A 21,393-nucleotide genomic window follows, 5' to 3' on the forward strand; every position below is an offset into this window, starting at 1 on the left:
GTCTTGATCTGGAAAGACTTTTTTAGCGCGCTGCACACTTATTGTATATACAGCAGGGATGACTGGATTTGGATCATTACCGATAACACCTGTTTCAGGCCTTTACAATGCGTCTGGAATAGGATCACGGCCATTTTAAGCGCTTGACAGTCGTCTCCCTCCTGGTTAAATGTATATACATTAACAAGAGGGATCCCTATGTCCTCCGCCTTCACTTCCCGCCTGTGGCGCCACGTCACCCTGTTCGATGGCCTGCAGACCCTGCCCAAGCCCATGGCGGTCTGGGTCAAGAACGACCAGATTGCCGGTGTCTGGCCGGAGTCCGAGTTTCGTACCGAGCTGGCCCCAGGGGTCGAGCGGACGGAAGTGGGTGGAGTGATGACGCCGGGCCTGGTGGATTGCCATACCCATCTGGTCTATGCCGGTCAGCGTGCCGGAGAATTCGAGCAGCGGTTGGAGGGCGCCAGCTACGCGGAAATCGCCCGCGCCGGTGGCGGCATCCTCGGCACCGTAAGGGCCACCCGGGCAGCCAGCGAGGCGGACCTCTTCGCCCTGAGCCTGCCGCGCCTGCAGGCCCTGGCCGACGAGGGCGTCACCACCGTGGAGATCAAGTCCGGCTATGGCCTGACGGTGGCCGACGAACTCAAGCTATTGCGGGTCGCCCGCCAGCTGGGCGAGGCGCTGCCGGTCCGGGTGATCACCACGCTGCTGGGCGCCCATGCCGTACCGCCGGAATTCCAGGGCGATGCCGAGGGCTACGTCGATCTGGTCTGTCGGGAGATGATTCCGGCCGCGGTGGCCGAGGGCCTGGCCGATGCGGTGGACGTCTTCTGCGAGGGCATCGCCTTTTCGCCGGCCCAGTGTGAGCGGGTATTCCTGGCGGCGCGCGAGCACGGTCTGCCGATCAAGGCTCATGCCGAGCAGCTGTCCAACCTGGGTGGCAGCGTCTTGGCCGCGCGGCTGGGCGCCTTGTCCACGGATCATGTGGAGTACCTCGACGGAGCCGGCGTGCGCGCCATGGCTGCCGCCGGTACTGTCGCCGTGCTCCTGCCCGGTGCCTTCCTGATGCTGGGCGAAACCCAGCATCCGCCGGTGGAATTGCTCCGTCGGTACGGGGTGCCCATGGCCTTGGCCAGTGACGTCAATCCGGGCACCTCGCCGCTCTATCTGCCGACCCTGATCGCGCACCTGGGCTGCACCCTGTTTCGCCTGACCCCCCGCGAGGCCCTGACCGGCATGACCGCCCATGCTGCCCAGGCCCTGGGGCGTCCGGAACTTGGACGTATTCAGGTGGGCGCCCCGGCGGATCTCTGCCTGTGGGACGTCGGTCAGCCAGCGGAGCTGGCCTATGAGGTGCGTCCGGGCCGCCTGCGTCAGCGCGTCTTCGGCGGGGAGGTGCAGCATGTTCGCTGATCGCCAGACCCTGGAGTGCTGGACCGGCCGTATCGATCCGGAAGCCGATGCCTTGCGCTGGCACCAGCGCATCGAGCCGCTGGCTGCGGACAGCACGCCGGGTATCGCGCTGCTGGGTTTTGCCTGCGACGAGGGGGTAAGGCGCAATCAGGGTCGCACCGGCGCTGCCGAGGGGCCCGTCGCCTTGCGGCGGGCCCTGGCCAACGTGGCTTGGCAGCGTCAGGGCCCAGCCTATGACGCCGGTGATGTTCGTTGCGCCGATGGTGATCTGGAAAGCGCTCAGACGCGCTTGGCCGGGGCCGTGTGCGGTCTGCTGGACGGTGGTCATCTGCCGCTGGTGCTGGGCGGCGGCCACGAGGTCGCCTGGGCCAGCTGGTCGGGCCTGGCGCTGCACCTGGCCAAGACGCTGCCCAAGCCACGCATCGGCATCGTCAATTTTGATGCCCACCTGGACCTGCGCGATCCGACGCGGGGCCCCACCTCCGGTACACCCTTCGCCCAGATCGCCGCTCACTGCGCCCACCACGACTGGCCCTTTCGCTATGCCTGCCTGGGCCTGAGCCTGGCGGCCAATACCCGCACCCTGCTCAGGCGTGCCGCCGAGCTGGACGTGCTGACCCGCGAAGACCACGAGATTCGCGAGAGCAGCCTGGAGCGCATCGGCGCCGAGCTGGACGCCTTCGCCGCCGACTGCGATGCCCTCTATCTGACCTTCGACCTGGATGTGCTGCCGGCGGGCGAGGCGCCCGGGGTCAGCGCACCTGCCGCTCATGGCGTGAGCCTCGCCTTGCTGGAACCCCTAATCCGCCGGCTCAAGGCCAGCGGCAAGTTGCGCCTGGCCGACGTGGCCGAACTCAATCCCGCACTCGACCAGGACGGCCGCACGGCCCGGGTCGCGGCGCGGCTGATCCATACCCTGGCACTGGACCTTTAAGGCCTGCCGCGAACAACAAGAGAGGAAGATCCCATGACCCGTTTTCGTGAAGGTGAGATTCGCGCCCCCCGCGGCACCCAGCTCAATGCCAAGAGCTGGCTGACCGAGGCGCCGCTGCGCATGCTGATGAACAATCTCGATCCCGAGGTTGCGGAAAACCCCCAGGAGCTGGTGGTCTACGGCGGCATCGGTCGCGCGGCGCGCAACTGGGAGTGCTACGACAGGATCGTCGAGAGCCTCAAGGCGCTGGGTGACGACGAAACCCTGCTGGTGCAATCGGGCAAGCCGGTCGGGGTGTTCAAGACCCACGCCGATGCCCCGCGGGTGCTGATAGCCAACTCCAACCTGGTACCGCACTGGGCCAGCTGGGAGCACTTCAACGAACTGGATGCCAAGGGCCTGGCCATGTACGGCCAGATGACCGCCGGCAGCTGGATCTACATCGGCAGCCAGGGCATCGTCCAGGGTACCTACGAGACCTTTGTCGAGGCCGGGCGTCAGCATTACCAGGGTGACCTGCGTGGCCGCTGGGTGCTCACCGCCGGTCTCGGCGGCATGGGCGGTGCCCAGCCGCTGGCCGCGACCCTGGCCGGCGCCTGTTCGCTGAACATCGAGTGCCAACAGACCAGCATCGACTTTCGCCTGCGCAGCCGCTATGTCGACGAGCAGGCCACTGACCTCGATGACGCCCTGGCGCGTATCGCCCGCTACACCGAAGAAGCCAAGACCCGCGACGGCAAGGCCATCTCCATCGCCCTGCTGGGCAATGCCGCCGAAATCCTGCCGGAACTGGTCCGCCGTGGCGTGCGCCCGGATATGGTCACCGACCAGACCAGCGCCCATGACCCGCTCAATGGTTATCTGCCGATCGGCTGGACCTGGGCCGAATACAAGGATCGTGCAGTCACCGATCCGGTGGGCGTGGTCAAGGCCGCCAAGCAGTCCATGGCTGCCCACGTGCAGGCCATGCTCGACTTCCAGAAGATGGGCGTCCCGACCTTCGACTACGGCAACAACATCCGCCAGATGGCCCAGGAAGCCGGCGTCGCCGACGCCTTCGCCTTCCCGGGCTTCGTGCCGGCCTATATCCGTCCGCTGTTCTGCCGCGGCATCGGTCCGTTCCGCTGGGCCGCGCTGTCGGGCGATGCCGAGGACATCTATCGCACCGACGCCAAGGTCAAGGAACTGATTCCCGATGACGCCCACCTGCACCGCTGGCTGGACATGGCCCGCGAGCGCATCGCCTTCCAGGGCTTGCCGGCGCGTATCTGCTGGGTTGGCCTGGGCCTGCGCGCCAAGCTGGGCCTGGCCTTCAACGAGATGGTGCGCAGCGGCGAACTCAAGGCGCCCATCGTTATCGGCCGCGACCATCTGGACAGCGGCTCGGTATCCAGCCCCAACCGCGAGACCGAGGCCATGCAGGACGGCTCCGATGCCGTCTCCGACTGGCCCCTGCTGAACGCCCTGCTCAACACCGCCAGCGGCGCCACCTGGGTCTCGCTGCACCACGGTGGCGGGGTGGGGATGGGCTTCTCTCAGCACTCCGGCATGGTCATCGTCTGCGACGGCACCGACGCCGCCGCCGCCCGCATCGCCCGGGTGCTGCACAACGACCCGGCCACCGGGGTGATGCGCCACGCCGACGCCGGCTATGACATCGCCATTGACTGCGCCCGCGCGCAGGGCCTGAATCTGCCCATGATCGGCAAAGGAGTCTGATCGATGAATACCCTTATCCTGAAACCCGGCACCCTCGACCTGGCCCGGCTGCGCCAGGCCTATCAGCAGCCGCTGCGCGTCGAGCTGGATCCGGCGGCCCATGCCGCCATCGATGCCAGCGTGGCCTGCGTGGAAAGCATCCTCGCCGAAGGCCGGACCGCCTATGGCATCAACACCGGCTTCGGCCTGCTGGCCTCGACGCGGATCGCGCCGGCGGATCTGGAAAAGCTGCAGCGCTCCCTGGTGCTGTCCCATGCCGCCGGTGTGGGCGAGGCGCTGGACGACGACCTGGTGCGGCTGATCATGCTGCTCAAGGTCAACAGTCTGGCCCGCGGTTTCTCCGCCATTCGCCGCCAGGTCATCGAGGCGCTGATCGCCTTGATCAATGCCGAGGTCTATCCACATATCCCGCTCAAGGGCTCGGTGGGCGCCTCGGGTGACCTGGCGCCGCTGGCGCACATGTCGCTGGTGCTGATCGGCGAGAGCAAGGCGCGCTACCAGGGCCAGTGGCTGCCGGCCCGCGAGGCGCTGGCGGTCGCGGGTCTCGAACCCATGACCCTGGCGGCCAAGGAGGGCCTGGCGCTGCTCAATGGCACCCAGGTGTCCACCGCCTATGCGCTGCGCGGGCTGTTCGAAGGCGAAGACCTGTTCGCTGCGGCCACGGTCTGCGGCGGCTTGAGCGTCGAGGCCATGCTCGGTTCCCGGGCGCCCTTCGATGCGCGCATCCATACCGCGCGGGGCCAGCGTGGCCAGATCGACGTGGCCGCGGCCTATCGCGAGCTGCTCACCGACAGCAGCGAGGTGTCCCGCTCCCACGCCAATTGCGACAAGGTCCAGGATCCCTATTCGCTGCGCTGCCAGCCTCAGGTGATGGGCGCCTGCCTGACTCAGTTGCGCCAGGCCGCCGAGGTGCTGGAGGTGGAGGCCAACGCCGTGTCCGACAATCCGCTGGTGTTCGCGGAAGAGGGCGACGTCATCTCCGGCGGCAACTTCCACGCCGAGCCGGTGGCCATGGCCGCCGACAACCTGGCCCTGGCCCTGGCCGAGATCGGTGCCCTGTCGGAGCGGCGCACCTCGCTGATGATGGACCGGCACATGTCCCAGCTGCCGCCCTTCCTGGTGGAGAACGGCGGGGTCAATTCCGGCTTCATGATCGCCCAGGTCACCGCCGCGGCCCTGGCCAGCGACAACAAGGCCCTGGCCCATCCGGCCAGCGTCGACAGCCTGCCCACCTCGGCCAATCAGGAAGACCACGTGTCCATGGCGCCCAATGCCGGCAAGCGACTGTGGGCCATGGCCGAGAACGTGCGCGGCATCCTCGCCATCGAGTGGCTGGGCGCCTGCCAGGGCCTGGACTTCCGTCACGGCCTGAAGAGTTCGGAACGCCTGGAAAGGGCGCGCAGCCTGTTGCGCGAACAGGTGCCCTACTACCAGGAAGACCGCTTCTTCGCCCCCGACATCGAGGCCGCCAGCGCGCTGCTGGCCAGCGGCTGCCTGAACGAGTTGATCACAGCGCGCCTGCTACCCAGTCTCTAAGGGCTATCGCCCGCCTGCAAGGCCGCCTTCTCTGCGGGCGGCCATCTCTGTACTACAACAACAATCGGAGATCTCTAGCATGACCAACCTGGTTGGCCTCACGCGGGGTTTGAATGCCCGGCACATACGTTTCATCGCCCTTGGCTCGGCCATTGGCACGGGCCTGTTCTACGGTTCGGCCTCGGCGATCCAGCTGGCCGGCCCGTCGGTACTCTTGGCCTATCTGATCGCCGGAGCGGCGGTGTACATGGTCATGCGCGCTCTGGGCGAGATGGCGGTACGCAATCCGGTTTCCGGTTCCTTCGGGGCGTATGCCTCCAGCTACCTGGGCCCGCTGGCGGGCTTTCTCACCGGCTGGACCTACTACTTCGAGATGGTCATCGTCTGCCTGGCCGACGTGACCGCCTTCGGCATCTACATGGGCTTCTGGTTTCCCGATGTACCGCGCTGGATCTGGGTGTTGTCGATCATCTTCTTCATCGGCGCTCTGAATCTCTGCTCGGTCAAGGTCTTTGGCGAGCTGGAATTCTGGCTGTCCGCTCTCAAGGTCGGTGCCATCGTGGCGATGATCCTGGGTGGCCTGGGCATCATGCTCTATGGAATGGGTCTGAGCGAAGGCGGCACCGGCATCCAGAATCTCTGGGCGCACGGGGGCTTCATGCCCAATGGCATCGGCGGCTTCATTGCCTGTTTCGCGGTGGTGGTCTTCGCCTTCGGTGGCATCGAGATCATTGGCGTCACCGCGGGAGAGGCCAAGGATCCGCAGCGGGTCATCCCCCAGGCGATCAGGGCCGTGCCCGTGCGGATCCTGCTGTTCTATGTGCTGACGCTGTTCGTGCTGATGGCCATCTTTCCCTGGCCGGAGATCGGTACCAAGGGCAGTCCCTTCGTACAGATATTCGATCACCTCGGCATCGGCTTTGCCGCCGTGCTGCTCAACATCGTGGTGATCTCCGCGGCGATTTCGGCGATCAACAGCAATGTCTTCGGCGCGGGGCGCATGCTCTATGGCATGGCCAAGCAAGGTCAGGCGCCGGCGGGGTTCGCCAAGGTGTCGCGCAATGGCGTGCCCTGGCTGACCGCGGTGGTCATGGCGCTTGCCCTGCTGCTGGGCGTGATCCTCAACTACCTGATCCCCGAAGACGTCTTCTTGCTTATCGCCTCCCTGGCGACCTTCGCGACGGTCTGGGTCTGGTTGATGATCCTGCTGTCCCAGGTCGCCATGCGGCGCGGCATGACGCCTGCCGAGACGGCCGCGCTGAAGTTTCCGGTTCCTCTGTGGCCCGTGGCGCCTGCTGCAGCGATTGGCTTCATGCTGTTCGTGTTCGGCGTGCTGGGCTGGTTCCCGGACAGTCGTCCGGCCATGGGGGTAGGCGTGGTGTGGCTTGGCTTACTGATCCTCGCCTACTACATCTGGGTCCGGCCTTCCGTTGATCGCCAGCCGGCGTTGACGGTCGAGTAACGTCGAGAGGTTTCCGTCCCCTGCCAACGGATGGCAAGGGACGGAGCGGGGCGTATCATTCGACTCTTTGCGTTGCCAACGCCATGGAGATCCGGTGACCAGCCAGACGCCCCCGCGCTACAAGATGATCGAAGATTTCCTGCTGACGCGGATCCGCAACGGGGACTATCCAGTCAATCACCAGATTCCTCCCGAAGAGCAGCTGGCGCGGGACTTCTCGGTCAGTCGGATGACGGCCAACAAGGCGATCAACAACCTGGTGCAGCAAGGCTATCTGGTGCGCCAGGCCGGGCTGGGAACCTTTGTCACCGATTCCCGTGCCGAATCCTCGCTACACGAGGTGATGAACATTGCCGCCGAGGTGCGCGCAAGGGGGCATAGGTACGCCAACGATGTCTTGCGCAGCGAAGCTATCGCCGCCGATGACGAGGTGGCTCTGCGTCTTGGCCTGCGGATCGGTAGCCAGGTGTTCCACAGCATCCTGGTGCACCGTGAGGATGGCGTGCCCATCCAGCTCGAAGATCGCTATGTCAATCCGCGCTGGGTGCCGCACTACCTGGACAGCGACTTCAGCTGCCAGACGCCCAACGAGGTGCTGGTGGCCAGCTGTCCGATCAGCGATGTGGAGCACATCGTCGAGGCGGTGCTGGCCAACGCTCAGACCGCGCACTGGCTGGAGATCGCCGAGGGGGCGGCCTGCCTGTCGATGATCCGCCGGACCTGGTCGAACGAGCACCTGATTAGTTACGTGCGGCTGCTGCATCCTGGCGACAGGTACAAGCTGAGCTCGACGACGCGGCATCGCTGAAACAGGGACCTCAAGCCAGGACGATGCCGCTGCGAGTCAGGCAACCGGATGCTATGGCGGGCAGGTTCCGCAGCCGCTGGTGGCGGTCTTGGGGGTCGCCAGCGGTCGCAGCTGGATCAGGCCGAGGTGCGCCTGGCCCTGCAGGGTCAGGGTTTGACCAGAGGAAGCAAGGGCAACACGCGCCGCATCATGCCGCTCCAGCCTGATTGGCGAATGGCCGCCCAGGATGCACAAAGACCCTTGGTCGCAGAACAGCAAGGTGGTCGCCACCACGCCTAGCTGCCGAGTACCGTCGAGCCTTAGCCAGCTCAGCTCGCCCTGGTAGCGATCCGAGCGATAGATCAGATTGAAATCGCGGATGGGTCCATCGAGCAATTTGCAGCTGACCTGGGAGTCACCGGAAAAGATGAACGTCTCCCAACAGCCGAGCGCTGGGGTGCATAGGCCGTCGACATTCAGCCGCATGCCGGCGCCTTCGAGCACACTGATGATTCGCGTCATGCCGGGGAAGGGAGAGAAGTCGCCTGACTGGGAGACGTCCGCCATGGAGACCCGCCAGCCGAAGTCCGCCTTTGTGCCATCCGTGTCGCGGGCTATCTCCAGGGTGGTGCCCAGGCCGTTACGCCAGGCCATGCGGCGATGCGCAGCGGCGGGCAGATGCTCGACGAGATTCATGGGCTGACCTGCCTGGCTTGCTGGATCGCCTGGCCCTGACACAAGGTCTTGGTCCACAAGCCCGCACATCCTTCAAGCATCTGACCAGCCTCCTCGACGGCAAGGGGTGCAAGGGCATCGCTCGCGAAACGAGCGTGATCCTGCAAAAGCGAGATAGTAAGAACAACTCTGGCTATTTGTATAGACATTTGAGAGGTCAGAGCTTTACTAGGAGAATGCCTTGGCGTTCGGGTAGTACCTCCGCAGCTGATTCTGTCCGCCTGGGTCTGTCGGGTCGTCCTGGTCAGTCTGCAGATAGCCGACACCGAGGCGCCGGCTGGATAAATCAGAGCTTGGCCACCAGCGCCACGGCGTCCTGTTTGGCTTGGTCGCGCGAAGCCTGGTCGACCTCGGCACCGAACAGGGTCTTTTCCACCACCACGGTATGCATCCGGTCGATGCCGACCATCTCGCACCAGGTGCGCAGATAGGATTCCTGGTGCTCCTGGCGATCCAGGGCCGCACCGCGGGCGGCGATCACCAGGGCCTGGCGGCCGCCGAGCAGGCCATTGAGGCCGCGCTCGTCGAAGGTGAACAGCAGGTCCTTCTGGCTGACCACGTCGAACAGTTGCTTGAGCTTGTAGGGGATGCCGAAATTCCAGCAGGGCACGCCGAACACCAGCACATCCGCGGCCTTGAAGCGCTGCGCCAGTGCCTTGGCAACCGTCCAGGCGTGCGCCTGCTCAGCGCTCAGGGGCTCACCCTGGATGCCGGCGTACTTGGCGTCGAGGATGGGGCCGTCGAATTCCGGCAGGTCACAGTGCCAGGCATCGAGGGTATCCACCTCGGCGTCGGGATGTTTGCCTTGCCAGGCCTGGATGAAGGCGGTGGCGACGTCCAGCGAGGCGGAGCGCTCCTGGCGGGGCGAACCTATCACGTGCAACAGGCGGGGCATGGGCAGATCCTCGAAGGATGGGGATTGCGATAACTATAATCCCGTCGACGGGGTGCGCCAGTCTGAAGCGAGGCGGGCCGATGGATGGTCTCGAAAGCGATTTTTGGCGTGACGATTGGTGTTGGGCGGGCCCTCACCCCAGCCCTCTCCCAGGGGGAGAGGGGGTGGTTGGGTGCGAGTGGGAGGCCGCGTGCGCCATAGGGTGGACAAGGACGCAGCCTCGGTCAGGGCGGGGGCGACGGGGCGACTACGTAGGTTGGGCTGAGACAGCTCCACCGTCGAAGCCCGACAACCAACGTCGTGCCAGCCCCGTTGGGCTTCGCTGGCGCTCAACCCAACCTACGCGCCCATCCTTCACTCGTAGGTTGGGCGAAGCCCGACAAATGTCCCATCCCCACCTCAGGCCGAACCGGCTTCCGTGCGCAGGGCCGAGCCGCGCAGGCCGAGTAGGGTGTCCAGCAGCAGGAACAGCAGCAGGCTGCCGCCGAGCACCGGCAGGCACAGTCCGAGCAGCACGGCCGTCGCCGGGACCAGCAGGCGCGGCAGGGGCGACAGCTGCCGCCAGAGGGCGACCAGACCCGGTTGCGCCGGATCGCGAGTAGGACGACGGCGCCACCAGAGCAGATAGCCCCAGACGGTCATGACCAGCAGGCCGAGGGCGATGGCCACCAGCACCAGCTGGTTGGCCAGACCGAACAGCACGCCCATATGGGCATCGATCCCCCAGCGGGTCAGCTTGGCCGGCAGCGAGTACTGGGCGAAGCGCACCTGGTCCACCACCTGGAGGCTGGTCGGATCGACGGCGACGGCGTCCACCTGGGTCGGCCAGCGGCGGTCGATCTCGCTGACCGTCCAGGCCTTGTCGGCGCTACGGGCCGGACGGATCTCCAGCTTGCCCGCGTCGATGCCGGCGGCGCGGGCGCTGGCCAGTACCCGATCGAAGGTGGCTGGATCCAGCGGCGGTGCCATGGTCATGTGCATGGCGCCATGGCCGTGGTGCTCAGCGTGCTCGTCGTGGGCCATGGCCGGTGCCGGCGCGCTGCCCAGGGCGGTCTTCACGCTGGGCGTGGACCAGCCATAGTGAGCGCGCAGCACGCCGATGTTGTCGCCGGCGAAGCGCGACCAGGTCAGGCCGGTGGCGGAGAGGAACAGCAGTCCGCCCAGCAGCCAGACGCCGGTGCTGGCATGCAGACCGCGCAGCCCTCGGGCCGGGCGGCGCTGGCGGCGCCGCACCAGCCACAGCGTGAGACCGCCGAGGGCCGCGACCCACAGCCAGGAGGCGGCCAGCTCGCTGTAGAGGCGACCGGGTTCGCCCAGCAGCAGGCTGCGGTGGAACTGATCGATGGCGGTGCGCAGCGGCAGGATGCCGCTGGTGCCATAGACGGTCAGGTCGCCACGGATGGCGCCGGTGACCGGATCGACGAAGAGGGCGCGATGGGCCGATTCGCCCAGGGACGGATCGTTGAACATCACCCGGGTAGTGTCGCCCGCCGCAGGGGAAGGACGTACCGCGCCCAGGGTCAGCGCAGGACCGGCCATGGCCTGGGCGGCGCGCACCTGCTCGGCCAGTGGCAGGGCTTCGCCACGGCTGGGGGTGTGCAGGGCCTCGGCATAGAGGCGCGCTTCCAGTTGCGGCGTGAGGGCATAGAGCAGCCCGCTGGCGGCGGCCATCAGCAGAAAGGGACCGACGAACAGGCCGATGAGGAAATGCAGCCGCGCCAGCAGTTGCAGCAGCGGCCCCGGCGCCTTGGCGGCTGGAGCGGAGGGGTGCGAAGTCATAGCGTTCACCACGGAGCGACGCGCGACCAGCGAGGGGCCACGCGCGGGATTACGAAAAGAGAGGACAGCCGTCTTTCGTCGCCGAGGTGTCAGGGCGCCTGGGGATGGAGCGTGGAGCGTCGTGCGCGGGGTGGGGGCGGCAGCGCGCTCTGGTAGCGTCGGCAATGGGGATCGCCGGGACGCAGCAGCCATTGCAGGGCGACGGCCAGCAGGGTGGCGAGGAACAGGGTGGCGGCGAAGACGCAATCACCCGTGGGCGAGAGGGTCGTCACGCTGCCGCCCAGGAGGCCCGCGTGCATGCCGGCCATGTCATCACCCTGGACGGCCTGAGCGTGCAGACCGTGATGGTGCTCATGCACTTGGCCGAGGTATGGCAGGACCGGCAGGGTGAGGCGTGCCAGCATCTGACCATGGCCCAGGGCGCAGACGAGTCCGTTCAACAGGATGCAGGCGAGCAGCATCCAGGCGAGCGAAGCGCGCGGGAAACGGACGGTTTTCATGGCTGGGACTGTATCATCGTCGCGAGCGGCGCACAGCCCGGCCGGCGCGGCCCTGCGCCGAAATGTCGCGCCCCTGCCGCTGCCGGAGAGACGAACAGGACATGAGCGAAGCGCCACCCATCACCCTCGAACGGCTCACCGTGGCGGATGACGAGACGCTGGACTTTCTGCTGGCGAGCTATCGCGAGCTGTTCGGTAGCCGGATCGAGACAGCGGCCGTACCGCGGGATCTACAGCGCTTCGCCGACCACTATGGCGCGGGTCGTGGCTGCCTGCTGATCGCCCGGGGCAGCGCCGGAGAGCCTATTGGCAGTATCGCCTATCGACCCTACGACCGGCGCTTTCCCCAGCTGGCCTATCCCGGCGAGCGGGTGGTGGAGGTGGTGCGGCTGTTCGTGGCGCCCCGGCAGCGGCGCCAGGGCCTGGCGCGACGGCTGTTCGCGACGCTGCTGGCCCAGGCGCGGCGCGACGCGGTCGAGCGCCTCTATCTGCACACCCATCCCTTCCTGCCCGGGGCCGAAGCCTTCTGGCTGGGCCAGGGCTTCCAGGTCGTCGAACGGGAGACGACCCTGCCCTGGCAGACCATCCATCTGGATCGACGGCTGGACAGCCCTCAGGCGTCCGCCGGCCCGCGACAGAGCAGATAGGTATCCATGATCCAGCCGTGTTCTTCGCGCGCGGCACTGCGCACCTGGTGGATCTCTTCAGCCACCTCCTGCAGTGGTCCGGCGATGAGGATCTCGTCCGCCGTGCCGACGTAGGCGCCCCAGTAGATGTGCAGGCCGGGCTCATCCAGGCGGCGATAGGCTTCGTGGGAATCGAGCATCACCACCAGGCTGTCCAGGTGCGCGGGAAAGCGCTCCAAGCGCCGGCCGGGCGTGATCTCCAGGGCCTGGCCGATGCGATTGAGCGGCACCCGATGGCGTGCGGCCAGGGCCTGGACGCTGGAGATGCCGGGGATCACCTCGTAGTCGAAGTCCAGTCGGCCGTCGCGCCGGATCGCCGCCAGGATGCGCAGGGTACTGTCGTACAGCGCCGGATCGCCCCAGACCAGGAAGGCGCCGCATTCGTCGTCCGCCAGCTCATCCGCGATCATCTGTTCCATCAATGCCTGCTTGGCGGCATTGAGGTCGTCCACCGCCTGGCGATAGTCGCCTTCGCGGCGGCGCTCGGGGATGGGCGCGGTGACGAAACGATAGTCCGCCTGGCGGATGTGCCGGGCGCAGATGGTTTCGCGCAGGTGGATCAGGCTGTCCTTTTCCGTGCCCTTGTCGAACAGGAAGAAGGTGCTGGCGCGATTGAGGGCGGCGATGGCCTGGAGGGTGAGGTAGTCGGGATCGCCGGCGCCGATGCCGATGACCAGCAGGGTTTTCATGGGGTGGCCTCGATGGAAGGAGCAGCGCCTAGTGTAACGGGGGATGTCTTCTCCGTAGAGACTCGGGCAATCGTCATGCTAGGTTCGACCGGTTTGCCTGCTGCCAGGCAGGGATGGACAGGATCGAGGAGGACAGGGGCGTGACGATGACGGCGAGCTGGCGACGGATACCCCGCGGGGTCTGGATTCTGGGTGGGGTGAGCCTGTTCATGGATATCTCCTCGGAGATGATCCACAGCCTGTTGCCGCTGTTCCTGGCTACCGGCCTGGGCCTGAGCGTGCTCTATATCGGCATCCTCGAAGGGGTGGCCGAGGCGACCGCGCTCATCACCAAGATCTTTTCCGGCGTACTCAGCGACTACCTGGGCAAGCGCAAGGGCCTGGCGGTGCTGGGCTATGGCCTGGGCGCCCTGAGCAAGCCGCTGTTCGCCCTGGCCAGTGGTGCCGGCCTGGTGTTCGGCGCGCGCTTCCTGGATCGCATCGGCAAGGGTATCCGTGGGGCGCCGCGCGACGCCCTGGTGGCCGACGTCACGCCGCCGGAGATCCGCGGTGCCGCCTATGGCCTGCGCCAGTCGCTGGATACCCTCGGCGCCTTTCTCGGCCCGCTGCTGGCGGTGGGGCTGATGCTGCTCTGGGCCAACGATTTCCGCGCGGTGTTCTGGGTGGCGGTGATCCCCGCCTTCATCGCCGTCGCCTTGCTGTATTTCGGCCTGGAGGAACCCAAGGCGGCCATCGTCCAGGCGCGCACCAATCCGCTCACCCGCAGTCAGCTGCGCAAGTTGCCGGCAGCCTTCTGGCAGGTGGCGCTGCTCGGCGGCGTCTTCACCCTGGCGCGCTTCAGCGAGGCCTTCCTGGTGCTCAAGGCCGAGCAGGTGGGCGTACCCCTGGCGCTGGTGCCGCTGGTGATGGTGGGCATGCACCTGGTGTTCGCGCTGTCGGCCTATCCGCTGGGGTCGCTGTCCGACCGGGTCAGCCATCGCGCGCTGCTGGCTTGGGGGCTGGTGCTGCTGATCCTGGCCGACCTGGCCCTGGCCTTCAGCAGCGGCTGGATCGGGCTGGCCCTGGGCATCCTGCTCTGGGGTCTGCACATGGGCATGACCCAGGGCCTGCTCGCCGCCATGGTCGCCAAGACCGCGCCGGCCGAGTTGCGCGGCACCGCCTTTGGCCTGTTCAACCTGGTCAGTGGCATCGCCCTGTTGCTGGCCAGCACCATCGCCGGCGCGCTCTGGCACTTCCTCGGCTCCGCCGCCACCTTCCAGTTCGGTGCCCTGGCGGCGACGCTGACGCTGCTGGTGCTGGCGGCCTGCGGCCGCAGCGTGGCACCGCCGGCAGGCTAGTCGAACAGGGGCCGCAGATAGGGCGCCGTGGGGCTGGCGGGATCCTCCGCCACTGCCCGCGGCGTGCCACTGGCGACGATGCGGCCACCCGCCGTGCCGGCGCCGGGGCCGATGTCGATCAGCCAGTCGCTGCCGGCCACCACCTGCAGGTTGTGCTCCACCAGCACCACCGTGTTGCCTTCGTCGACCAGGCCGTGCAGCTGGCGCATCAGGCGCTCCACGTCGGCCGGGTGCAGACCGGTAGTGGGTTCGTCCAGCACATAGAGGGTGGTGCCTCGGCTGGTGCGCTGCAGTTCGGTGGCCAGCTTGATGCGCTGAGCCTCGCCGCCGGAGAGTTCGGTGGCCGGCTGGCCCAGGCGCAGATAGCCCAGGCCGATGTCGGCCAGCACCCGCAGCGCTCGCGCCACCGGGGCTTCCTCGGCGAAGAAGGCCAGGGCCTCGTCCACCGTCAGGCCCAGGACCTCGGCGATGGTCTTGCCCTGCCAGCGCACCTCCAGGGTCTCGGGGTTGTAGCGCGCGCCCTGGCAGGTGGGGCAGGCGGCATAGACGCTGGGCATGAACAGCAGTTCGACGCTGACGAAGCCCTCGCCCTCGCAGGTCGGGCAGCGGCCCTTGGCGACGTTGAAGGAGAAGCGTCCGGCGTCGAAGCCGCGTTCCTGGGCCTCGGGGGTGGCGGCGAACAGCTTGCGCACCCCGTCGAACAGCCCGGTGTAGGTGGCCAGGTTGGAGCGTGGGGTGCGGCCAATGGGCTTCTGGTCCACCGGTACCAGCCGGCGGATGCCGCCGAGGCCACCGACTACCTGGCCGGTGGTGGCGGGCAGGGCATCGCCGTCCAGTTCCGGGGCTTCGTCGCCATCTTCGGCGGCGCGCTGGCCCAGTTCGGCGCCCACCAGTTCCAGCAGCGCCTGGCTGACCAGGCTGGACTTGCCCGAACCGGAGACCCCGGTCACCGCCGTCAGGCAGCCCAGCGGAAAGGCGGCGTCCAGGCCCTGCAGGTTGTTGCGGGTGACCCCGGCCAGCCGCAGCCAGCCCTGGGGTTCACGGGGCGGCCGGGTCTCGCGTTGCGGCGCGGCGAACAGATAGCGCGCCGTCACCGACTCCTCGACCTCGGCCAGACCGGCGGGCGGGCCGCTGTAGAGTACCTGGCCACCGCCTTCGCCGGCCGCGGGACCGACATCCACCAGCCAGTCGGCACGCTTCATGGTGGCCAGGTCGTGCTCCACCACGAACAGCGAATTGCCCTGGGCCTTGAGGCCGTCGAGGGCTTCCAGCAGCGACTCGCCATCGGCCGGATGCAGACCGGCGGAGGGTTCGTCCAGCACATAGACCACCCCGAACAGCTGGGACACCAGCTGCGTCGCCAGGCGCAGGCGCTGCAATTCGCCGGAGGAGAGGGTGGTGGTGCTGCGCTCCAAAGCCAGATAACCAAGGCCCAGGCGGGTGAGGGTCTGCAGCCGTTCCAGCAATTCGGTGGCCATGCGTTGGGCGGCCAGGCGCTTTTCCGGGGAAAGATCGGGGGTACGGCGTACGTCCGGGGCACTGGCGTGATCGCTGCCGCCGGCGGCCTTGCGCCGGGCGCGATCCTGCTTGCCGGCCTTGGCGTCCAGCACGCGGGCATCCTTCGCCTCGTCGAAATCGCCGGCAGCGACCCGGCGCAGCAGCACGGTGAGGTCGTCCAGCGGCAGCCGCGACAATTCGCCGATGTCCAGGCCGGCGAAGGTCACCGAGAGCGCCGCCCGGGTCAGCCGCTTGCCGTGGCACAGCGGGCAGGTCTGGCCGATCATGAAGCGCGCCGCGCGCTGTTTCATCTTGGCGCTCTGAGAGTTGGCGAAGGTGTGCAGCACATGGCGCCGCGCCCCGGTGTAGGTGCCCTGGTAGCTGGGCTCGGCCTTGCGCTTGAGCGCGGCACGGGTCTGCTCGGGGGTGAGGCCGGCATAGACCGGCACCGTGGGCTGCTCCTCGGTGAAGAGGATCCAGTCGCGCTGCTGTTGCGGCAGGTCACGCCAGGGCGTGTCGATGTCATAGCCCAGGGTGACAAGGATGTCCCTCAGATTCTGCCCGCCCCAGGCGGTGGGCCAGGCGGCAATGGCTCGCTGGCGGATGGTCAGCGAGGGATCCGGCACCATGGAGGCCTCGGTCACTTCGTAGACCCGGCCCAGGCCGTGGCACTCCGGGCAGGCACCCTGGGGCGTGTTGGGCGAGAAGTCCTCGGCATAGAGCATCGGCTGGTCGGCGGGGTAGCGCCCGGCGCGGGAGTAGAGCATCCGCACCAGGCTGGACAGCCCGGTCACGCTGCCCATGGACGAGCGACTGCTGGGCTGGCCACGCTGCTGCTGCAGGGCCACCGCCGGCGGCAGGCCTTCGATGGCCTCCACCTGGGGCACCCCCACCTGATCGATCAGCCGCCGCGCATAGGGCGCCACCGATTCGAAGTAGCGGCGCTGGGCCTCGGCATAGAGGGTGCCGAAGGCCAGCGATGATTTGCCCGAGCCGGACACCCCGGTAAAGACCACCAGGGCATCGCGGGGGATGTCCACGTCGACGTTCTTCAGATTGTGCTCGCGGGCACCGCGGACGGAGACGAAACCGGGACGGGGGGAGGAGGGCATGACGGGCGGAAACCTTGTCTGAGAGCGTGCAGATTCGGACCGCGGCACGGCGCAAAGGATCGCCGGGCGATGGCGGACGACGGGACAGCGGTCTCGTCGTCCGCCTGCCTGGGCTCAGAAGGTGTAGCTGACCGACAGCGTCGCGTTGCGCGGCGCGCCGTAGTTGCCGCTGGTGGCGTTGTTGTAGAGCGACAGCAGGTATTTGCGGTCGGTGAGGTTGTTGAGATTGAGCTGGGTGCTCCAGTGCTCGTCGAAATCGTAGCTGCCCAGCACATCCACCAGGGCATAGGCGTTCTGGTGGATGCGGCTGTTGTTGTCGTTCTCGATACCGCTCTGCCATCTCAGCCGCGCGCCGACCTTGGCCTGGGGCAGGCCCGGCAGGCGATAGGTCGCCAGGCCACGCAGGCTGTGGCTGGGCACGAATTTGCGCGCCCGCTCGCCGTCCGCGTCGTCGATGCGCACATAGGTGTAGCCGGCCAGCAGGTCCAGGCCGGGCAGCGCCTCGCCGGAGACCTGCAGCTCCAGGCCATGGCTCTGGTAGTCGGTGGTGTCGTAGAGCGTACGCGAACCGGCGAGCACCGAGGTCGAGGCGACGTTGCGCTGCTCGGTCTTGAACACCGCGGCGGTCAGGCTCAGGCGGTCGTCGAACAGGCCACCCTTGATCCCGGCTTCCAGGCTCTTGCCTTCCAGCGGATCGAGCAGCCGGCCATCCAGGCCGAAGCTGTATTGTGGGCTGAAGATCTTGGTCCAGCTGGCATAGAGGCTCCATTGCGGACTCAGGTCGTAGACCAGGCCGGTGTAGGGAGTGACCTCGCCATGGGCACGGGTGTAGTAGTCGGCGCCATAGCTCAGGCCGCTGGCATCGGCGCTGAGCATCCGCGCACCGACGATCCAGTGCAGGTCGTCGACCAGCTCGAAGCGGGCGCCGGCGAACAGGCTTTTCTGGCGGTCGGTGAAGTCCTGGGTGTGGCCGATATCGTCGGTGTATTGCAGCGACGGCTCGGGGACCCCGGCCAGGGAGCCGGAGAGGGTGGTGGGGTAGTAGCCATCCTCGGCGAGGATCTTTTCCCGCAACTTCTGGTGGGTCCGGCCGTAGCTGGCGCCCAGGGTGAGTTCGTGGTCGCGACCGAACAGCTGGAAGGGGCCGGACAGCCTGGCCTCGCCGATCAGCTGGTGCGCCTTGCTGGCGGAATGGTCGCCAAAGGCGGTGGCGGCGTCGCCGTTGACGCCGAAGATGTAGTACATGTCGGCGTTCTGCCGCTCGGTGACGCCGGTCGCCGTGAGGGTACCCCGCCAGCCGTTGCCGAAGTCGTGGGTGAATTCGCCGAAGACGCGCTGGGTATCCAGATTCCAGTAGGTCCAGTCCTGGCCGATGCTGGAACTGCGCCGGCCGTAGTGCAACGGATTGCCGTCCACGTCGGCCAGCGGCAGGTTGCCCCAAGAGCTGCCGTTGGCGTCGCTGTTGTGCTGGGAGAAGCCGAGGGTCAGGGTATCGGCGTCGCTGAGGTCGAAGGCCACCAGGCCAGCCGCGATGTTCTTTTCATGGCCGTAGCGATCCAGCCAGGAATTGCCCTTGTCGTGGGCATAGATGAAGCGCCCGCGCACCTTGCCGGTTTCGGTCAAGGGCCCGGAGACATCGGCATCCACCCGGCGGTTGTCCCAGGAGCCGACGCTAGCGCCGAGCTTGGCCTGGAACTCGGCGGTGGGCCGCTTGCGCACGAAGTTGACGGCGGCGGAGGGATTGCCGGTGCCGCTCATCAGGCCATTGGCGCCGTGCAGGACGTCCACCTGCTCGTATTCGGCCAGGTCCTGGTCGCCCACCAGGGTGGTGCTGACGAAGGGCATGCCCATGCCGTCGTACTGGAAGCTGTTGATGTCGAAGCCGCGGGAGGTGAATTGGGTACGGTCGGTCTCGGTCTGCTCGACGGTCACCGACGGGGCGGCACGCAGGGCTTCCTTGATGCTCTGCAGGCGGAAGTCCTCGACCTGATCGCGGGTCAGGGTGGTGATCGCCTGGGGTGTCTGCCGCTCGCTCAGGCCCAGGCGCGTGGTGCTGGTGCTGACCGGGCGCTGGTAGCCGATATCCGCGCCACCGCCCGTGGCGCTGGCCTGGATGGTGGTTTCGGGCATGGCCAGGGCGGCCTCGGCGCTGCCGGCTTCCAAGGCATAGATGCCGGCAGCGCGTTCGCTCCAGCGATAGCCGCTGCCACGCAGCAGGCGCTCGAAACCCTGGTCGAGGGTATAGCGTCCCTGCAGTCCCGGACTGCTGCGCCCGGCCAGCGGCGCCGGATCGAACACCAGCTGGACCCCGGCGGTAGCGGCGAAACGGGCCAGCACCGCATTCAGCGGACCGGCGGGAATCCGGTAGTCACGCACCTCCGCGGCGGCCAGGGCCGGCAGCGGCAGCAGGGCCAGCCCGGTAGCCGCCAGGGGCACGCCCTGCAGGGCGACGGCCAGGATCAGTGGGGTGAAGGCTCGGGTGGCGGGTTGCTGCCGGTGGATCTTTGCCATGTCGTGTTGCCGTCCTCTTGAGCGCACCAGGCGCGGGCTGCCACCGCTCCCCATGAGGGTGTCTGCAGCTATCCCGGACGAGCGCGGCAAAGTGCTCAGGGCAGCGCGAACTTTTTTTCAGCTGGATCGCCGGCGTTCAGGGCGCCCCCACCGCCACCCAGTAGCGGGTGCGGCGCGTGATGCGGATCGGCAGGATACGTTCCAGCGCCAGCAGGGCCTGGTCGGTGTCGTCCAGCGACAGGGCGCCGGACACCCGCAGCCCGGCGACGGCCGGGTCGCAGCGCAGCAGGCCGGGGCGATAGCGACCCAGTTCCGCCAGCACCTCGGCCAAGGGGCGGTCGTGGGCCAGCAGCATGCCGTGCGTCCAGAGGCTGGCATCCTCGTCCACCGGGGCGCGGCGCTGTACGCCGCGGGCGTCGAACCAGGCTTGCTGCCCCGCGGCCAGGTGTATGGCCGCACCCTGCTGCGGACGCACCTCCACGCCATGGGCGAAGACCGCCACCCGGCAGAGCGTCTCCTCCCCCCGTACGCTGAAGCGGGTGCCCAGGGCCTCGACCTCGCCCTGCGCCAGGCTGACCACGAAGGGCCGGCGTGGCACGACGGGATCGGCATGGGTGGTCACCAGCACCTCGCCCCGTCGCAGATGGAGGCGGCGGATGCCTGCGTCGAAGCGCACGTCCAGGGCGGAGTCGCTGTTCAGCACCAGCTGACTGCCATCGGCGAGCAGCAGGGAGCGCCGCTCGCCGATGGCAGTCGTCAGCTCGGCACCCAACGCGTCCAGTGGCAGGGTGCGCAGGGCCAGCCAGCCGCTGGGAAGCCCCACCAGCAGGGCGGTGAGCAGGCGCAGAGTGCGCCGCCGACTGAGCGTCCGGTCACCGACGCGGCGTACCGTCTGCTGGCCGATGTCCACGGGAACGCTGGCGAAGGTCCCCATGACCCGCTCGGCTCTTGCCCAGGCCGCGCCATGGGCCTCGCTCTGCGCGCGCCAGCGTTCGAAGGCCTGGCGCTGCGCCTCGTTGGCGCCGTCGAAGTTGAGGGTGAGCAGCCACTCGGCCGCCTCTTCGAGCAGTTGCGGCGCGGGAGGGCTCATGCCTCGCACGCCACCAAGCAGGCCACCAGGGCGCGCTGGATATGCCGGCGCACGGTGATCACCGCCAGATCCAGCCGCACGGCGATCTCGGCCAGGGTCAGTCGCTGGAATTGCGCCAGCAGAAAGGCCTCCCGGACCGGGGCGGGCAGGCCATCGAGCATGGCATCGATGCGCAGCAGGGCGTCGACGATCAGCCAGTGCGTCTCCGGCGACGGCACCTGGGCCTCCGGCAGGTGGGCGATGGCGTCGCGATAGGCACGTTCCACCTCCTGGCGTCGCCAGAGGTCGATCACCAACCCCTTGGCCACCTGCACCAGATAGCGCCGAGAGTCTTCACGCACCGGCAGGCGCCCGGAACCGAGAATGCGCAGGTAGGTGTCCTGGGCGATGTCCGCCGCATCCGGCGCGTTGCCCAGCCGCCCGCGCAGCCAGCCGCTGAGCCAGCCATGATGATCGCGATAGAGCTGATCCAACGCGATGGTGGGCGAGCCGGAAGACAGGGCAGGGCGCATGGAAGATCCTTGGCGCGAACGCCGGTCTTTAAATGATAAAGCGTCTCATTTTAGTTAAAGGCGAGGGTGCGCACAATGTGCGATCGAGCGGATCGACGAAGCGGGCAGGTGGTCGGGGGCAGGTGGGCATCGCCTGCCGCTTCCGAGTTGGGCCGGGCAGGCCGGCGGGGAAGATGCGGGAGCGAGAAGCGCGGCCCGA

At 67.6% G+C, this 21,393-nt stretch carries 17 protein-coding genes; 8 read left to right on the forward strand and 9 right to left on the reverse strand.

Translation table 11 applies throughout. The features are described 5' to 3' along the window. The first annotated feature begins 198 nt into the window (after positions 1-198). From hutI to hutC, 6 genes are all read left to right on the forward strand, one after another. On the forward strand, positions 199-1,413 hold the full coding sequence (hutI, locus tag FEZ61_RS23250; RefSeq protein WP_173150523.1) for an imidazolonepropionase: 1,215 nt from the start codon (positions 199-201) through the stop codon (positions 1,411-1,413). Beyond that, positions 1,403-2,347 (forward strand): formimidoylglutamase, encoded by a 945-nt coding sequence (gene hutG / locus FEZ61_RS23255; RefSeq protein ID WP_173150525.1) that lies wholly within the window; start codon positions 1,403-1,405, stop codon positions 2,345-2,347. The genes hutI and hutG overlap by 11 nt, the downstream gene beginning before the upstream one ends. A 33-nt stretch (positions 2,348-2,380) precedes the next feature. Beyond that, positions 2,381-4,066 carry a urocanate hydratase gene (gene hutU / locus FEZ61_RS23260; RefSeq protein WP_173150527.1) on the forward strand — a complete coding sequence of 562 codons (1,686 nt, stop codon included), beginning with the start codon at positions 2,381-2,383 and terminating at the stop codon, positions 4,064-4,066. A gap of 3 nt (positions 4,067-4,069) precedes the next feature. Further along, entirely contained in the window at positions 4,070-5,602 is a 1,533-nt protein-coding gene (gene hutH / locus FEZ61_RS23265) for a histidine ammonia-lyase (protein ID WP_173150529.1), read from the forward strand. 79 nt (positions 5,603-5,681) lie between these two features. After that, positions 5,682-7,064 carry an amino acid permease gene (locus FEZ61_RS23270; RefSeq protein WP_173150531.1) on the forward strand — a complete coding sequence of 461 codons (1,383 nt, stop codon included), beginning with the start codon at positions 5,682-5,684 and terminating at the stop codon, positions 7,062-7,064. A 94-nt stretch (positions 7,065-7,158) separates the two neighbouring features. Further along, a complete protein-coding gene (hutC, locus tag FEZ61_RS23275; protein WP_064306731.1) occupies positions 7,159-7,872 on the forward strand; it encodes a histidine utilization repressor in 714 nt (237 codons plus the stop codon). A gap of 51 nt (positions 7,873-7,923) precedes the next feature. Here hutC and FEZ61_RS23280 read toward each other — a convergent pair whose 3' ends face one another. The 4 genes from FEZ61_RS23280 to FEZ61_RS23295 form a co-directional block, all read right to left on the reverse strand. Beyond that, positions 7,924-8,547 carry a HutD family protein gene (locus FEZ61_RS23280; RefSeq protein WP_173150533.1) on the reverse strand — a complete coding sequence of 208 codons (624 nt, stop codon included), beginning with the start codon at positions 8,545-8,547 and terminating at the stop codon, positions 7,924-7,926. Between the two features lie 325 nt (positions 8,548-8,872). Further along, positions 8,873-9,481 (reverse strand): NAD(P)H-dependent oxidoreductase, encoded by a 609-nt coding sequence (locus tag FEZ61_RS23285; RefSeq protein ID WP_173150535.1) that lies wholly within the window; start codon positions 9,479-9,481, stop codon positions 8,873-8,875. A gap of 399 nt (positions 9,482-9,880) precedes the next feature. Then, the gene (locus tag FEZ61_RS23290; protein WP_173150537.1) at positions 9,881-11,260 is read right to left on the reverse strand and encodes a PepSY-associated TM helix domain-containing protein; all 1,380 of its coding nucleotides are present in this window, start codon (positions 11,258-11,260) and stop codon (positions 9,881-9,883) included. A gap of 89 nt (positions 11,261-11,349) precedes the next feature. Continuing rightward, positions 11,350-11,760: a hypothetical protein gene (locus tag FEZ61_RS23295; RefSeq protein WP_242455223.1), complete on the reverse strand. Its 411-nt coding sequence runs from the start codon at positions 11,758-11,760 to the stop codon at positions 11,350-11,352. Positions 11,761-11,861: 101 nt separating this feature from the next. Between FEZ61_RS23295 and FEZ61_RS23300 the strand changes: the two genes are divergently transcribed. Continuing rightward, positions 11,862-12,407 (forward strand): GNAT family N-acetyltransferase, encoded by a 546-nt coding sequence (locus FEZ61_RS23300; protein ID WP_173150539.1) that lies wholly within the window; start codon positions 11,862-11,864, stop codon positions 12,405-12,407. Here FEZ61_RS23300 and cobF read toward each other — a convergent pair. Beyond that, entirely contained in the window at positions 12,374-13,135 is a 762-nt protein-coding gene (gene cobF / locus FEZ61_RS23305; RefSeq protein WP_173150541.1) for a precorrin-6A synthase (deacetylating), read from the reverse strand. The genes FEZ61_RS23300 and cobF overlap by 34 nt on opposite strands. 146 nt (positions 13,136-13,281) lie before the next feature. Here cobF and FEZ61_RS23310 point away from each other — a divergent pair, with 146 nt between their 5' ends. Then, positions 13,282-14,472 carry an MFS transporter gene (locus FEZ61_RS23310; protein WP_173150575.1) on the forward strand — a complete coding sequence of 397 codons (1,191 nt, stop codon included), beginning with the start codon at positions 13,282-13,284 and terminating at the stop codon, positions 14,470-14,472. Here FEZ61_RS23310 and FEZ61_RS23315 read toward each other — a convergent pair. The 4 genes from FEZ61_RS23315 to FEZ61_RS23330 all read right to left on the reverse strand — a co-directional run bounded on the left by FEZ61_RS23315 (position 14,469) and on the right by FEZ61_RS23330 (position 21,194). Then, on the reverse strand, positions 14,469-17,081 hold the full coding sequence (locus FEZ61_RS23315; RefSeq protein WP_173150543.1) for an excinuclease ABC subunit UvrA: 2,613 nt from the start codon (positions 17,079-17,081) through the stop codon (positions 14,469-14,471). The genes FEZ61_RS23310 and FEZ61_RS23315 overlap by 4 nt on opposite strands. Before the next feature lie 114 nt (positions 17,082-17,195). Beyond that, positions 17,196-19,592: a TonB-dependent receptor gene (locus FEZ61_RS23320; protein ID WP_173150545.1), complete on the reverse strand. Its 2,397-nt coding sequence runs from the start codon at positions 19,590-19,592 to the stop codon at positions 17,196-17,198. Between the two features lie 136 nt (positions 19,593-19,728). Continuing rightward, on the reverse strand, positions 19,729-20,682 hold the full coding sequence (locus tag FEZ61_RS23325) for a FecR domain-containing protein (protein WP_173150547.1): 954 nt from the start codon (positions 20,680-20,682) through the stop codon (positions 19,729-19,731). After that, positions 20,679-21,194 carry a sigma-70 family RNA polymerase sigma factor gene (locus FEZ61_RS23330; RefSeq protein ID WP_064306719.1) on the reverse strand — a complete coding sequence of 172 codons (516 nt, stop codon included), beginning with the start codon at positions 21,192-21,194 and terminating at the stop codon, positions 20,679-20,681. Before FEZ61_RS23330 ends, FEZ61_RS23325 begins: the two co-directional genes overlap by 4 nt. Between the last annotated feature and the right edge of the window lie 199 nt (positions 21,195-21,393).

Origin of the sequence: Pseudomonas sp. MS15a(2019), assembly GCF_013277805.1 — a bacterium.
In the GTDB taxonomy this organism is placed as follows: Bacteria; Pseudomonadota; Gammaproteobacteria; order Pseudomonadales; family Pseudomonadaceae; genus Chryseomonas; species Chryseomonas benzopyrenica.